This is a genomic window from Citrobacter sp. Marseille-Q5395 (assembly GCF_947057495.1).
GTDB classification, from domain to species: domain Bacteria; phylum Pseudomonadota; class Gammaproteobacteria; order Enterobacterales; family Enterobacteriaceae; genus Citrobacter; species Citrobacter murliniae.
The window spans coordinates 362226-378125 of sequence record NZ_CAMSEL010000001.1 but is presented as its reverse complement, the minus strand read 5'-3'; the positions used below and the strand labels follow the sequence as shown (position 1 = coordinate 378125).

General features: G+C 49.1%; 12 protein-coding genes and 1 tRNA gene. 5 read left to right on the top strand and 8 right to left on the bottom strand.

The genetic code is table 11. The features are described 5' to 3' along the window. Positions 1–34: 34 nt before the first annotated feature. Genes arcC through ygeW form a run of 5 tightly spaced genes read right to left on the bottom strand, consistent with a single transcriptional unit; the run spans position 35 to position 6161 of the window. Positions 35–967 carry a carbamate kinase gene (arcC, locus tag OH663_RS01710; protein ID WP_200009952.1) on the bottom strand — a complete coding sequence of 311 codons (933 nt, stop codon included), beginning with the start codon at positions 965–967 and terminating at the stop codon, positions 35–37. A gap of 47 nt (positions 968–1014) precedes the next feature. Then, on the bottom strand, positions 1015–2400 hold the full coding sequence (hyuA, locus tag OH663_RS01705; protein ID WP_200009951.1) for a D-phenylhydantoinase: 1386 nt from the start codon (positions 2398–2400) through the stop codon (positions 1015–1017). Positions 2401–2452: 52 nt separating this feature from the next. Then, positions 2453–3664: a YgeY family selenium metabolism-linked hydrolase gene (locus tag OH663_RS01700; RefSeq protein ID WP_048220609.1), complete on the bottom strand. Its 1212-nt coding sequence runs from the start codon at positions 3662–3664 to the stop codon at positions 2453–2455. 56 nt (positions 3665–3720) lie between these two features. After that, entirely contained in the window at positions 3721–4917 is a 1197-nt protein-coding gene (gene dpaL / locus OH663_RS01695) for a diaminopropionate ammonia-lyase (RefSeq protein WP_045447176.1), read from the bottom strand. Positions 4918–4973: 56 nt separating this feature from the next. Then, complete coding sequence (gene ygeW / locus OH663_RS01690; protein WP_045447173.1) at positions 4974–6161, bottom strand: knotted carbamoyltransferase YgeW; 1188 nt, start codon at positions 6159–6161, stop codon at positions 4974–4976. A 476-nt stretch (positions 6162–6637) separates the two neighbouring features. Here ygeW and OH663_RS01685 point away from each other — a divergent pair, with 476 nt between their 5' ends. Beyond that, on the top strand, positions 6638–8416 hold the full coding sequence (locus OH663_RS01685; protein WP_048220611.1) for a sigma-54 interaction domain-containing protein: 1779 nt from the start codon (positions 6638–6640) through the stop codon (positions 8414–8416). Positions 8417–8455: 39 nt separating this feature from the next. On the opposite strand, the gene xdhC is transcribed toward OH663_RS01685, so the two are convergent. From xdhC to xdhA, 3 genes are read right to left on the bottom strand one after another with little or no spacing between them, the layout of a single operon-like run. Beyond that, positions 8456–8935, bottom strand: coding sequence for a xanthine dehydrogenase iron sulfur-binding subunit XdhC (gene xdhC, locus OH663_RS01680; RefSeq protein WP_045447167.1), 480 nt, complete (start codon positions 8933–8935; stop codon positions 8456–8458). Next, positions 8935–9810 (bottom strand): xanthine dehydrogenase FAD-binding subunit XdhB, encoded by an 876-nt coding sequence (xdhB, locus tag OH663_RS01675; RefSeq protein ID WP_045447138.1) that lies wholly within the window; start codon positions 9808–9810, stop codon positions 8935–8937. The genes xdhC and xdhB overlap by 1 nt, the downstream gene beginning before the upstream one ends. 10 nt (positions 9811–9820) lie before the next feature. Continuing rightward, a complete protein-coding gene (gene xdhA / locus OH663_RS01670; protein WP_200009950.1) occupies positions 9821–12118 on the bottom strand; it encodes a xanthine dehydrogenase molybdenum-binding subunit XdhA in 2298 nt (765 codons plus the stop codon). Positions 12119–12499: 381 nt separating this feature from the next. On the opposite strand from xdhA, the gene actS reads away from it, so the two are divergent. From actS to OH663_RS01650, 4 genes are all read left to right on the top strand, one after another. Beyond that, positions 12500–13258, top strand: coding sequence for an amidase activator ActS (gene actS, locus OH663_RS01665; RefSeq protein ID WP_045447133.1), 759 nt, complete (start codon positions 12500–12502; stop codon positions 13256–13258). A gap of 79 nt (positions 13259–13337) precedes the next feature. Next, a tRNA-Gly gene (locus tag OH663_RS01660) sits at positions 13338–13411 on the top strand. 164 nt (positions 13412–13575) lie between these two features. Beyond that, positions 13576–14790, top strand: coding sequence for a tyrosine-type recombinase/integrase (locus OH663_RS01655; protein WP_176350081.1), 1215 nt, complete (start codon positions 13576–13578; stop codon positions 14788–14790). 63 nt (positions 14791–14853) lie between these two features. After that, a complete protein-coding gene (locus tag OH663_RS01650) occupies positions 14854–15867 on the top strand; it encodes a hypothetical protein (RefSeq protein WP_176350082.1) in 1014 nt (337 codons plus the stop codon). Positions 15868–15900 lie beyond the last annotated feature (33 nt).

Genomic DNA, 15900 nt, shown 5'->3' with positions numbered 1-15900 from the left:
AGTTGGCCGGATGACATCGCATCCGGCCTTTGAATTACTGACAAATCACCGTTCCGGTTTTACCTTCAATTCCTTCTTTCGCTTTACTCAACACGGTAATCAGTGCTTCGCGACCCGCACGTGAGCGAGCAAATGACGCGGCGGCCTCCACTTTAGGTAGCATGGAACCTTTCGCGAAATGTCCTTCTTCAATAAAGCGTTCAGCATCGCTCAATGACAGACGGTCCAGCCACCGTTCATTTTCTTTACCAAAGTTAATCGCCACTTTTTCGACTGCGGTAAGGATTATCAACATATCTGCATCAATCATTTCTGCCAGACGTGCACTTGCCCAGTCTTTGTCGATAACGGCGCTGGCGCCGCGCAGATGGTTACCTTCACGAATGACAGGAATACCGCCACCACCAACGGTAATCACTACCTGGCCGGCGTCTACCAGTGCTTTCACCGTCTCTTTTTCAATAATATCAATCGGTTTAGGTGAGGCAACTACACGACGATAGCCGCGACCTGCGTCTTCTTTCAGAGTGTAGCCTTGTTTTGTCAGTCGTTCTGCTTCCCGCTCGGTAAAGAACGAACCGATCGGTTTAGTCGGGTTAAGAAAAGCCGGATCGTTGGCGTCGACTTCGACCTGCGTGACCAGAGTCGCAACGGGTTTATGAATGCCTCGGGAGAGCAGTTCTTCGCGCAGGGCGTTTTGCAGGTCGTAACCAATATATCCCTGACTTAAGGCGACACAGACAGACATCGGCAGCATTGGTGAATGCACTTCAGTTTTAGCTGCGGCTTCGAAGGCCTGGTTAATCATGCCCACCTGCGGCCCGTTACCATGAGTGACTATAACTTCATGCCCCTGGGCAATTAAATCAACAATTGCCTGAGACGTAATTTTGACCGCTTTCATTTGCCCGGCCAGATCGTCGCCCAGCGCATTCCCGCCCAGGGCGAGAACAATTTTCTTACTCATTTTTCCTCACTCATCATTCTTGATTGTGTATAGATCCCTGGCAGTGGTTAGAACACGGGAGGGACAAACGGTTTGCGTCGCAGGAAACGTCCCCGTCCGGCTTTGCCTGTAAAGGTGCCGTCACAGAAAATCGTTTCACCACGGGATAGGGTTCTGATAATTGCGCCCTGGCAGGTAAATCCTTCCCAGGGAGAGTAGTCGGCGTTGTCATGAAGATGACGATGGTGAATTTGCTGGCGTTTATTGGGGTCGATAATCACCACGTCGCCATCTGAACCGGGTGCCAGTAACCCTTTTTGTGGCCACAGACCAAACAGTCGTGAAGGCATCGCGCTGGTTAATTCGACAAAACGCTCCGGTGAAATACGCCCGCTCATTACGCCGCTGGAGAACAGTAACTGCATGCGATTTTCCACGCCGGGTAAGCCATTTGGGCAACGGCTGAAATCGCCTTTTGAAATCTGCTGGCGCTGAGCCATTGAGAAGGTGCAGTGATCGGTAGCGACCACGTCAATCGCGCCATCGTTGATGCCACACCACAGTTTGTCCTGCTCACGAACGTTGCGCAGCGGCGGACTAAGAATAAATTTCATGCCGTCTTCTGCATCATAACTGCGCTCGTCCAGCAGAAGATATTGCGGGCAGGTTTCCACCCAGACTGGCTGGTGATTTGCGCGGGCAAGACGTAAATAATCCAGGCCTAAGCCGTTAGACAAGTGGACGATATATAACGGGGCGTTACCGGCAAGCTGCGCCAGGTTAATCATACGGGCTATGGCCTCCGCTTCGCATTCCAGAGGGCGACTCATCGCGTGATAGCGCGGCGCAGTTAACCCAGCGGCGATAAACTCGGCACGCTTACTGGCAATAGCGGCGTCATTTTCTGGGTGTACAGTAGTCAGTGCGCCAGACTGATGCAGACGGCGTAACGCTTGCAAAACTTCATCATCGTTGAGTTTGTATTGATAGGTTAGATAGAGTTTAAAACTACTGAGCCCTTCCTCAACCATCATCGGGATTTCGTCGAGGATGGCATGATTGATATGCTGGATAACACCATGAAAGCTGTAGTCGATGACTGCTTTATGGGCGGCATAACCGCGATACACTTCCAGTTGATGACGTAACCGGCAGCCACTCGGGCCAAATCCCATATGGTCAATAATGGTTGTTGTACCGCCACACGCGGCTGCGCGGGTACCGGTAAAAAAATCATCACAACTGCGCGCGATGCCGACATCAATATTGAAATGCGTGTGAACATCCACGCCGCCAGGGAGGATGTAACATCCAGTGGCATCAATTACTTCACATGGGAGCTGCGGCGAAATATCGCGACCCAACTGGCGAACAATACCGTTTTCAATCAGCAAATCCTGTTTTGCTTGTCCATCTGCGTTAACGACAGTGCCGTTTTTAATCAATACGCGCATAGCAAACTCCAGAAACCCTCCGGCGAACCGGAGGGAATTAGGTGAAGAGTAATTATTCTGTTGCCAGCCAGCTTAATGGGATTGCGGCGTACATGGCGGCGCAGGTCACCAGGTGAGCTTTCCAGGTTTTTTCGTTTGGCGCATGGGCTTCAGGTTCTTTACCCGGGCCAAAGCCGATGACCGGAATGCCGTGGCGACCCATGATGGATACGCCGTTAGTAGAGAAGGTCCACTTATCAACGACCGGCGCTTTACCAAACAGGCCTTCGTAGGCATTAACCAGCGTTTTAACGGTGAAGTGATCTTCTTCCACTTTCCAGGTCGGGAAGTAGCATTCAGTTGGGTAAACCAGGCCAGTCCAGGACGGACGGTCGTAGTTGTACATAGAAACGACAGCATTCGCTTTCTGTACAGCTGGCAGGGCGCGGATTTCGTCCAGTGCGCCTTCCCAGGTTTCTCCCCAGGTCAGGCGACGGTCAATGGAAACGGCACAGCTGTCTGCAACAGCGCAACGGCTTGGGGAGGTGAAGAAAATTTCAGAAACGGTCAAGGTGCCTTTGCCGAGGAATTCGTCATAGCCCAGACGTTGAGACAGATCTTGTAATTCGCTAAGAATCGGACCCATTTTGAAGATGGCGTTATCACCGCGTTCTGGCGCAGAACCATGGCAGCTAACACCCTGTACATCAATGCGAATTTCCATACGACCGCGCTGACCACGGTATACCTGGCAATCGGTCGGTTCAGTACTGACCACAAATTCCGGGCGAATGCCGGATTGTTCAATAATGTACTGCCAGCACAGCCCGTCGCAGTCTTCTTCCTGTACAGTACCGGTTACCAGCAGAGTGTATTCATCTTCCAGACCCAGGTCTTTGATGATCTTACCGGCATAAACCATTGATGCCATGCCGCCTTCCTGGTCGGAAGTACCACGACCGCCAATCAGTTCATCGGTTTCCATGCCTTTGTATGGGTCGAATTCCCAGTTTTTGATATTACCAATACCCACGGTATCGATATGAGCATCCATAGCAACCAGGCGCGGACCATGGCCGATATAACCGAGAATATTACCCATCGGGTCGATTTCAACCTTATCGAAACCGACTTTTTCCATCTCTTCTTTAATACGATGCACAACGCGTTTTTCGTCGCAGCTTTCGCTGGGAATCGCAACCATATCGCGCAGGAAGCGAGTCATGTCTGCCTGATAATCTTTTGCTTTTTCAAGAATCAGTTTGAATGGAATATTCTTAGCCATTATTTTCTCCAGATTTTTTACTCCCTGTTTGGCAGGGAGTTGTTCCAATAGGGGGATCAAGGTGCTACAGCGTGTTTGCCTTCCCAGACAACTTCGCGGTAGTGCTTCACGTCGGTGTCGCCTTCAGTGCTGATCACCAGCACGATGGCATCTTTGTTTAGCGCCAGTTTTTCCATCAGGCTTTGACGTTGCGGGTGATAATGAACAGCCGCGAGAACACCCAAACCGACAGCACCAGATTCACCGGAGATGATGCGCGGATCGTTGCCGTATGGGTTACCCAGCACGCGCATACCTAATGCGGCAACGCTGTCCTGGCAGGAGATGAATTGGGTCGCGCAATTACGTAAGATTTCCCAACCCAGTGGGTTAGGTTCGCCGCAGGCCAGGCCAGCCATGATAGTGGCCATATCGCCGCCAACGTTGACGATGTTGCCTTTGACGCCAGAGCGATAAATACAGTCAGCTTTATCAGGCTCAACAATGATGCTGTGCAGATTTTGTGGGCTATAGACATCCACCAGATAACCCAGCACGCCGCCAGCCATCGCGCCAACGCCAGCTTGCAACAGAACGTGCGTCGGTGTTACGCCCATGTCGCGCATTTGCTCAACGGCTTCATCCGCCAGCGTGGCGTAGCCCTGCATGATCCAGGTTGGGATTTTTGTGTAGCCTTCCCAGGCGGTATCCTGTACCACTTCCCAGCCACGTTGCTGAGCGTGCTGCATGGTCAGCCGAACGGTGTCGTCATAGTTCATGTCGGTGACGATGCATTCGGCGCCGAGGTTCAGAATGGCATCCACACGCTCCTGAGCAGAACCTTTCGGCATATAAATCACCGCATGTTGGCCGAGTTGCTGGGCAGCCCATGCCACACCGCGCCCGTGGTTGCCGTCGGTAGTCGTAGCGAATGTCATTTTTTCGCCAATGGCATTTTTCAGATGCTCAAATGACAGTGTTTCGATATCAAGATGATATTTTTCGCACAGTAACTGAGCGATGGCATAGGCGCCGCCGAGCATTTTGAATGCATTCAGACCGAATCGTTTTGATTCATCCTTAACGAGAATTTTCTTCACGCCAAAAAGGTTTGCCAGATCGTCCAGTGCACAAAGTGGTGTTGGGCGATAGCCAGCGATTTTTTGGTGGAACTGGCGCGCCAGTTTTGCCTGGCTTTGCGAAAAGAGCGATGATGTTTCGCCGTTGAAAAAGTTGTTATCGGCGATATCAATCTTCAATGAGAAAACGGACATATCCTATCCTTTGGCCTCTGGAAATAGAGTGCCGACCTGTCGATCGGCTCGAGGGGTTATTTCACGCGTTCTTGCGCTTCTTTCAGCAGTTGTTCGAGCAGTGCGCCAGGTTTTGAATATTTACGTGAAAGGATCATCGCGGCGATGATATAAGGCTTCCAACTGGCTTCTTTGTAGGTCGCGATACGGTATTTTTCGAATACGCCTTCAGTCACTTCACCTTCTTTGCAGGATACGCCGCTGATATCAGCCGGCAGACAGTGCATATACAGGGCTTCACCGTCGCGAGTGAGTTCCATCATCTCTTCGGTACAATGCCAGTCTTTGTGGTGTGCGTTCTGTGCCAGACACTGTTTTTCCAGGGCTTTCAGACCTTCATGATCGTTAGCGCGCAGCAGTTCAGTTCGCTGTTCCATCACTTTGTAAGGCGCCCATGACTTCGGATATACGATATCCGCGTCTTTGAATGCCTCTTCCATGCTGGTTACCTGACGGAAGCTACCGCCAGACGCTTTAGCATTGTTTTTAGCCACTTCAACCACATCTGGGATCAGGTCGTAACCTTCTGGATGTGCCAGGGTGACATCCATACCGAAACGGGTCATCAGACCTATGATGCCCTGTGGTACAGAGAGTGGTTTGCCGTAGCTTGGGGAATACGCCCAGGTCATGGCGATTTTTTTACCTTTCAGGTTTTCCAGTGAACCAAAGTGTTCACGCAACCATGCCAGGTCAGCCATAGACTGGGTTGGGTGGTCGATATCACATTGCAGGTTAACTAATGCCGGACGTTGCGGCAGTACGCCTTGCTTATAGCCATCGTCGAGTGCAGCGCCAACTTCACGCATATAGGCGTTACCCGCACCCAGATACATATCGTCACGAATACCGATAGCATCGGCGCAGAAAGAGATCATATTGGCGGTTTCGCGAACGGTTTCGCCGTGGGCAATTTGTGATTTACCTTCGTCGAGATCTTGCTGCGCAAGGCCGAGCAGGTTAAGCGCGGAAGCATAAGAGAAGCGAGTACGGGTGGAGTTGTCGCGGAATACGGAAATACCTAATCCACTATTAAAGACTTTGGTCGAGATGTTTTCAGCACGTAATGCTTTTAACGCTGCAGCAACGTCCAGTACTTGTTTCAATTCGTCGGGTGTCTGTTCCCACGTCAACAAAAAATCTTTCTCGTGCAGGTGAGAGGTCAGCGAATTGATATCCTTTATCAGCTCAATAACAGTTTTCATCATAAAATCCCGGTAGTGGAATGACAGGCAAAGTGGTTTATTTCACTGTGACGTGCCAAATGGTTGGTGTTTTCACAGCTATACCTGGGACTAACAATAAACATGCCAGAATTATCTAACAGGGAGTGAAATGCTAATTTGACGGGTAATATGTGGATTGGATCACGAATTGGGGACTGTTGCTGAATGTTCAGAATATACGAAAACGTTTGGCTTTTTTGTGGCGTTATTTATTTACTGCTAATTATCAGGAATAAGATAACGGAACAGTTTATCCCTCGTCAGTTTGATAAATTCACCCATGTAATTCTCATATTGATATAGAAATGTGATATCTCTTCCATAATTTCATTAGAAAGTGATAAAAATCTTATGTTCTTATCAAAGCAAAATTTGCCTGAGTTAATATCATCATGATCCGTGAATCATCAACGTCTTCAACGATCAACCTATAAGCGATTCTGGAAGGTAAGGTTATGGAGCTTGCTACTACGCAGTCAGTATTGATGCAAATTCAACCAACAATTCAGCGTTTTGCCAGAATGCTTGCCAGCGTTTTGCAACTTGAGGTTGAGATCGTTGATGAAAACTTGTGTCGCGTCGCGGGAACTGGCGCGTATGGGAAATTTCTTGGCCGCCAGTTGAGCAGCAACTCCCGGTTGCTCCGTTATGTCCTCGAAACCAAAACTGAAAAGGTCGTGACACAGTCCCGTTTCGATCCTCTGTGTGAAGGCTGTGACAGCAAAGAAAGTTGTCGCGAAAAAGCATTTCTCGGCACGCCCGTCATTCTGCAAGATCGTTGTGTCGGTGTGATAAGTTTGATTGCTGTGACCCATGAGCAACAAGAACATATCAGTGATAATTTACGCGAGTTTTCCGATTATGTTCGCCATATATCGACTATTTTTGTCTCGAAACTTCTGGAGGATCAAGGGCCGGGAGATAGCATCAGTAAAATATTCGCTACCATGATTGATAATATGGATCAGGGTGTATTAGTTATAGATGAAGAAAACCATGTTCAGTTTGCTAACCAGACGGTGTTAAAAACTCTCGGTGTTGTTCAAAATAATATAATAGGGAAATCTATTCGTTTTAGGCCATTAACATATGAGAGCAATTTTACCCATGGTCATATGCAACATATTGTCTCGTGGGATGATAAAAGTGAATTGATTATTGGTCAGTTACATAACATTCAGGGGCGACAGCTATTTTTAATGGCATTTCACCAGTCCCATACCAGTTTTTCCGTAGCAAACACCACAGACGAGCCGCATATTGAGCAACTGGTGGGTGAGTGTCGGGTTATGCGGCAATTAAAACGACTCATTAGCCGCATCGCACCCAGCCCATCCAGCATTATGGTCGTTGGTGAAAGTGGGACCGGGAAAGAAGTGGTGGCTCGTGCTATCCATAAATTGAGTGGACGGCGTAACAAACCGTTTATCGCGATTAACTGTGCGGCGATTCCGGAGCAATTGCTGGAAAGTGAATTATTTGGTTATGTCAAAGGCGCATTTACTGGCGCTTCAGCCAATGGCAAAACAGGGTTGATTCAGGCGGCAAACACGGGCACGCTATTTCTTGATGAAATTGGTGATATGCCGTTAATGCTGCAAGCAAAATTGCTGCGGGCTATTGAGGCACGCGAGATCCTACCTATTGGTGCCAGTAGTCCAATACAAGTCGATATTCGTATCATTTCTGCAACTAACCAGAATTTGGCCCAGTTTATTACCGAAGGTAAATTCCGCGAAGACCTGTTCTATCGCTTGAATGTCATTCCGTTAACTTTACCGCCGCTGCGCGAACGTCAGGAAGATATTGAACTGCTGGTCCATTACTTTTTACATCTGCATACGCGTCGCCTGGGATCGGTTTATCCTGGCATTGCTCCTGATGTTGTTGAATTATTGCGTAAGCATCGTTGGCCGGGAAATCTACGTGAGTTAAGCAATTTGATGGAGTATCTGGTTAACGTTGTTCCTTCTGGTGAAGTTATCGACAACACGCTTCTGCCGCCAAATCTGCTAAATAATGCCACGATGGAACAAAGTGTAGTGACTGAAGCCAGCGAGGGGCATCTGGCTCTGGATGATGCTGGCGGTACGGCGCTGGAGGAGATGGAAAAACAGATGATCCGCGATGCGCTCTCTCGTCATAACAGCAAGAAGCAAGTCGCTGATGAGCTGGGTATTGGAATTGCCACGCTCTATCGCAAAATTAAAAAATATGAGTTGTTGGATACGTAATTGTAAAAAATCCGACCTGAATTCAGGCCGGAGATTGTTTTATTTCGTTTCCTCGCAATCCAGTACTGTATTTACAATCATCTGATATCCGGTACAGCGACAGAGGTTACCCGCCAGACCGCGACGAATTTCCGTAATGGTTAACGGTTTTTCGCGTGGTTTAGCCAGCATTGCTGTAGTGGCCATAATAAGCCCCGGCGTACAAAACCCGCATTGCACCGCGCCTGATTTCGCATAAGCTTGTTGAACTCGCGAAAGTTTGCCGCCTTTTGCTTCGCCTTCCAGCGTGCGGATCTCTTTACCTTCAGCCCATGCGGCCAGAAATAAACAACTGTCGACTGCCGTTCCGTCAACTATTACTGTACAAGCACCGCATTCACCAACGCAGCACCCTTGTTTGACACTAAGCAGCCCTTGTTCGCGGAGCAGTTCAGAAAGCGGCATGCCCGGCGCTGCGTGAAGCTGAAAAGGCATGCCGTTAATAATGCATTCAATGGTAATCGTTTCGCTGTAATTCATTACAATTTTCCCCCCGCCGCGGCGACGGCTTCGCTAATCACTTTTTTGGTCATCGTCTGAATGAGATGTAGACGAAACTCTTTACTCGCACGCCAGGAAGAACGTGGGGCAACATCTTGCAGGACGGATTCGCTGATAGCTTCAAGCGTTTGCGGGTTTAATGGCGCATTTTGCGCAGTCTGTTCGGCATGCTGGCAGCGGATCGGCGTAGGGGCTGCAACCCCAAACGCCAGACGCAACTCACTGAAGTTGCCGTTATCCAGCCGACAATGGGCGGCACAACCGATCGTTGAAATATCCATCGCATCACGCATGGCATACTTAAAATGCGCGCTACCAGCATATGCTCTCGGCTGTGGAGGAAAATGAAAAGCGACCAGGATTTCATCATGCTCAAGGGAAACCTTACCTGGCCCGGTATGAAAGCCATTTATGGGGACGAAACGTACCCCGCGCGATGAATGGATCTCCAGTTTGGCATCATAAATGAGCGTCGGTGTGGCAGAGTCTGCGCTGGTTGCGCCGTTGCAAATATTACCGCCATAGGTGGCGACATTACGGATTTGCGGACCAGCGATGGATGAAGCTGCGGCACACAGGGCAGGGAGATGGCGTTGGGTTAACGGATCTTCAATTAACTGTGTGAATGTTGTCGCAGAGCCAATTCGCAGTCCGCCATCTTCTGTCAGCGTAATTCCCCGCAGTTCTTCCATATTGTGGATATCAACAATATGGCGATAACGGCTATTGTGGTGGTGGAGCTGAATAAGCACATCTGTACCACCCGCGAGCAGTTTTGTCTGCGGATTGTTGGTCAGCAGGTTGATAGCATCGGCAATCGTGGTCGCGCGATGGTAAGAAGCAAAATCAAACATGATGTTTTCCTCAAATCAATCCTGCCAGATGGAACTCTTCGTACAACCGTTTTGGTGTTAGCGGCAGAGTATTGATTGCAACACCGGTGGCCATTTTCACCGCATTACGAATTGCTGCGGCAACAGGAATAATTGGCGGCTCACCCAGTGACTTATGTCCATATGCGGATTGCGGCTCATTGATTTCGACAAACGCGCTTTCCAGTTGTGGTAAATCTGGCATGGTCGGCATTTTGTAATCCAGTAGATTTGGGTTACGTACCACGCCGCTTTTTGCATCGATGATCATCTCTTCAAATAATGCCCAGCCGATACCCATTCCCATTCCGCCGTGAACCTGGCCTTCTGCCAGCAGTGGATTAAGGATGTGACCCGAGTCGTGGACGTTGAGGATTCGATTAATGGTGACCTTACACAGCGCGATATCGACGGTCAGATCAACAAAAGTACAGCCAAATGCGGGCGGGTTGGTGGTGGTTTTGATCGAGCTTTCGGCAGAAAGCTGCCCGCCGCGCTCGGGATGGTAAAAAGCATCCATCGCCAGATCTTTTAACGACAGCAACGGTTCTTCTGGTCTTTCAACCAGCACGATATTGCTTTTCATCAGAGTCAGATTCATCGCTGACTGATGCAACATCACCGCTGCGTGAGCAATGATTTTCTCTTTTAATAGCAGTGCCGCACTGCGCAGCGCCGGCGCGGCAACGTAGCTTTGACGTGAGGCAAATGCACCGGGATCGAAAGGAGTAACATCGGTATCTTGTGTCGAAATTACGCGTACATCACTAACCGGAACCCCCACTGTTTCAGCTACCATTTGCGAGAATACGGTGTCGGCACCCTGGCCGATTTCCGTTGCGCCGCTTTGTACGTTGATCGTTCCATCCTGGTTCATCAACAGGCGCGCGCCAGCAATTTCAACACCGACGGGCCATGTGTTTGAGGTGTAACTAAAGCAGGCAACGCCGATGCCGTGCCGCAAATTACCTTGCTGGTTCTGGCACTCCGCGCGACGTTTATCCCATTCAAAGATTTCACGCCCTTTTTCCAGGCACTCAGGTAATCCTGCGCTGTAGATACGTTTGCCAGTGAGCGGATTTGCATCACCTTCACGGGCAGCATTGCGTAAACGAATTTCTACCGGATCAATACCTAATGCTTCGGCTGCGTCATCAAGCAGTGATTCTACGGCGAAAACCACTTGCGGCGCACCATAGCCACGCATCGCGCCAGCCGAGGGGAAATTGGTATAGCAGGTTTTTGAACTGTAAGCGTAGGCGCTGCGAGGATAAAGATAAGCGACTTTGTTACCGCCCGCAGAAGCAATGGAATGGCCGTGAGAGGCATAAGCACCGGTGTTGGAAAGAACATCCAGGCTATAGCCTTTCAACGTACCGTCACGGTTTATACCCATTTGTCCGTCAATGGTGAAGGCGTGGCGGGTACGTGTCGCCAGGAAACACTCCTCACGACTTAGGGAAACTTTCACCGGGATACCGCCAAGTTTGCTGGTCAGGAATGCCGCCATAGGTTCTTCCAGCACATCTTGTTTGTTACCAAAACCGCCGCCGACGAAGGGTTTAATTACCCGCACGCATGACCAGGGAATATCCAGCGCCTGACCGACAACCCGGCGGACAATATGCGGGATCTGGGTGCTGGAGACGATCGTAATCCGGGTGTCATCTTCCATCCACGCCAGCGATGTCACGCTTTCCATATGGCAATGTTGGATGACTGGTGTCTGGTAGTGTCCCTGGATTTGGTAATCCGCCGCATCGATCGCTTGCTGGACATTGCCTGTCGACATAGCGCTTTGTTTAAGCAAATTGCCGCCGTTATGAATTTGTGTAGCGTCTTCTGCCAGTGCCGCTTCCGGTGAGGTGATAACCGGTAATTCTTGCCATTCAATATTGACTAGCTGCGCCGCGTTTTCTGCCGTAAGTTCATCCCGGGCAACAACGATGGCAACCGCATCACCGTGATGGCGAACGTGGCGTGTTAACAGACCGCGATCGGCGGTATCACGTTTATTCTCATCCAGTGTCCAGGCATGTCCAGCTGTAGCAAAGGGAATGTCGGGCACATCTTCCCAGGTGAAAATGGCCAGCACGCCAGGCAAGCTTCGGGCTTCTTCATCATTAATACTCACGGCATAACCATGTGCAATTGGGCTACGTACATATTTCGCGTAGCACATGCCTGCCATAACATAATCATCAGTATATCGTGCCCGCCCGGTGACCTTGGCAATGGCATCTACGCGCATGCATGATTCACCTGTAGCAGTTGCTTCCCGCGCTTCCATTTAAATCCCCTTGATTTGAACATTTAGTTCTTATGGCAATGGTTAAGTCAATGCAGGCAAGAATTACGCCAGAAACGACTATAAGCGTGAGGGGGGGAGGGAAGTGTGATGTCGTTTAAAAAATGACAGAGGTGATGCGATTTTATCAGTAATGAAAGAGGGGCAGTGTATCAATATGAGTGTGATAAAAAATCATTGTGATAAATAAGCCTTTGGGATTATCTGAAAATTGTATTTATCGTTTTTGTTGGTCGGAGGTTAATCGGAAAGAGATTCATTAACAAAACTTGTATTGTACAGGCGTTTTCCAGAGCAATGGATTGGGGATCCGGCGGGGGACTGCTATGATATAGCGTCTTGTTTTTTGAGCGAGGAAAGATTTTGAGCGCAGGACGCCCGAATAAACACACTCTGGGTATCGTGATGTTGTTATCGATAGGGCTGCTTTTGGCGGGCTGTTCAGGTAGCAAATCATCAGAAACAGGAACGTATTCCGGCTCCGTTTACACCGTGAAACGGGGAGATACGCTATATCGTATTTCGCGCGCTACCGGAACAAGCGTAAAAGAAATTGCCCGCCTGAACAACATTTCTCCTCCTTATACCATTGAAGTGGGGCAAAGGTTGAAGGTCAGCGGTGGCGCGAAATCCACTACGACGTCTGGTAAAACAAAAAACAAATCCTCCACGAAAACCGCAGCGGTCAGACCGTCTTCATCCGTGCCTCAGTCATCCTGGCCGCCGGTAGGGCAACGCTGCTGGCAGTGGCCAGCCAGTGGTAAGGTGATATTGCCTTATTCAACAGCGGACGGCGGCAACAAAGGGATTGATATCTCTGCTGCGCGTGGTACACCGATTTATGCGGCCGGAGCAGGGAAGGTGGTCTACGTCGGTAATCAGCTACGGGGCTATGGTAACCTCATCATGATTAAGCACAGTGAGGATTACATCACCGCCTATGCCCATAACGACACGTTGCTGGTGAACAACGGACAAAGCGTGAAGGCCGGGCAGAAAATTGCCACCATGGGCAGCTCAGATGCGGCGTCTGTGCGTTTGCATTTTCAGATCCGCTATCGTGCAACCGCTATCGATCCGCTGCGTTATTTACCGCCACAGGGGAGTAAACCTAAATGTTGACGGTGAATTAATCGCCAGTCAGTCGGTTAGCACCTTGCCAAGAAGAGTGTAAGGTTTATAATCCCTTACGCACTTCAATGCGGGCGTAGTTCAATGGTAGAACGAGAGCTTCCCAAGCTCTATACGAGGGTTCGATTCCCTTCGCCCGCTCCAAACACAATTCTTTTAACGTCTACTCAAGTCAATTAAACCCAGCAATCACAAGGCTTCCGCCAAAATCTCCGTGTTTTGACGTGAACTAACGTCTACTCAAATCTACACATTCATGTGTATAGTAATGCGTATAGCCCGCGCTCTACACTTTGGAACTATACACAATGTCCCTCACAGACCTTGAAATTCGGCGCTCTAAGCCGCGTGAGAAGTCCTATACACTCAATGATGGCAATGGCCTCTCTCTGCTCATCGAACCGAACGGCTCAAGAGGTTGGCGTTTCCGCTACCGTTTCGACGGTAAGCCCAAAATGATTTCGCTGGGCACTTATCCCGATGTAACCCTGAATGATGCCAGGCTCAAACGCGATGATGCCCGCAAGCAGGTAGCTGGTGGCATTAATCCCAGCGATGTCCGCAAAGAAGATAAGCTGGCGAAGCAGGGCCGCAACGAAAACACCTTTGAGGCGATCGCCCGTGAGTGGTACGGCAAGCGCATTGACCGCTGGTCTGAGTCCTACGGCGAAGAGATGATGAAAACCTTTGAGGCTGACGTTTTCCCACTTATCGGCCGACGACCGATCGCCGATATCAAACCTATGGAGCTCATGGCCGTTCTCTCGAAGTTGGATGAGCGGGGCGCAACAGAGAAACTCAGGAAGGTGAGACAACGTTGCGGCGAGGTGTGGCGGTACGCCATTGTTACTGGCCGGGCTGATTATAACCCGGCGCCGGATCTGGTCAGTGCCTTTGCTCCTCATAAGAAAGAGCATTACGCTTTTCTCACCACTGACGAACTCCCCGAGTTCTTCCGCACGCTGAACACGTATAGCGGCAGTTCTGTTGTGAAGCTGGCGATGCGCCTGCAGGTTCTTACCGGGTTACGCCCGGGCGAATTACGCCAGGGCGAGTGGACTGAAATAGATTTCGATAAACGTCTGTGGGAGGTGCCACCAGCACGCATGAAAAAGCGGCGCCCTCACTGTGTGCCATTATCCGACCAGGCGATCGCCATCCTGGAACAACTGCACCTAATCACCGGCAATTATCGGTTTATTTTCCCCGGCAGGATTCAGCACAGCAAACCAATGAGCGAGATGGCAATGAACGTCCTGATCCGTCGCATTGGGTACGCCGGAAGGGTGACCGGTCATGGCTTCCGCCACACCATGAGCACGATTCTCCACGAGCAGGGCTATAACACCGCATGGATTGAAACGCAGCTTGCCCACGTTGATAAAAACTCAATTCGTGGGACGTACAACCATGCCCAGTATCTGGACGGCCGCCGGGAAATGCTTCAGTGGTATGCCGACTATATGGAGGCACTGGAGAATGGTGAAAATGTGGTGCACGGCTCGTTTGGGAAAAGTGCCTGACTGTATGAATAGACAGTATTAATTGACGGTAGTAGACTTCAGTAGACGAATAAAGAATAGGCTATGTCTAGGCTGATCCCCGAAAACCCGTACACCTCTGCGGGCTGGCATAGCCGCCAAAATCAGAGGGCGCGAGGTGGCGTGATGTTGAATACAGATTCGTTAAAAAATTGCCATAAGGCTATATCGACTATACGTCGCAAGGAATTATTATGGGTGCCAAGAAGACACTTATGTACCCAATTAAGCTTTTATAATGGAAGAGCGCCTATACACCCTGGCGCAGTACATGGCCTGATTAAAACACATGATGATTTTCATGAGTATTTGTCTATCATTGATAAAGGTATTACTGAATACCTACCCAAAGAAAGTTTAGTTTCCTGTAATGATGTATGGAATGCTATTCGCTCTGATAAATATATTAAACAATCTTTAACTAAATCTAATATTCCATTTGAAAGCACAATTGATCCAGTCAGATACGCCAAGTATAGAGTTTTAGCTGGGCGTCTTAAAAAATCAGAAGATAATCGGTCGTATGGTTATTGGAAAGAACTTTATGACTTTAGTAAAGAAGAAATTAATGTTTTTAATCATGCTTATCTTCGTTTTCATGAGCGGTTGATTGCAATCATGTATGGTTACATTTCTGGAGAGCTTCGTATTGCATATGCCAATGGTGCTGATTCCATTAGTAAATATAAAATATTGTTGAAGCAGTTGGCTGAAATAGAGAGTGAATTTGTTTTTAAGTATGTATTTGATGGGAGCAGGAAACTAATCACCGATCTGGAATGGGATTTAATGATTGCTGATAACGTATCTGATTTTATAGTGACAAACAGAAATGATGAAACACTTTCTGAACGCGCTCTTGTTACGGAACTCCTTAAGATTTTTATGGAGTATGGTGAAGGAAATTGCGTATCTGCTGTTTATAGATTTACCCGTTCAGCATTCATAGAGAACGACATTGAAAGAAAAACTATCCAGCGATGCTGGGAGTCCTTATGCAAAGCAGTGGAAGTAAGAGATTCGGCAAGAGCTGCATATGTTCAAGAAGCCAAGAAGTAGATTGGTTTTGAGACAAAGTTCCACCTCGAACGT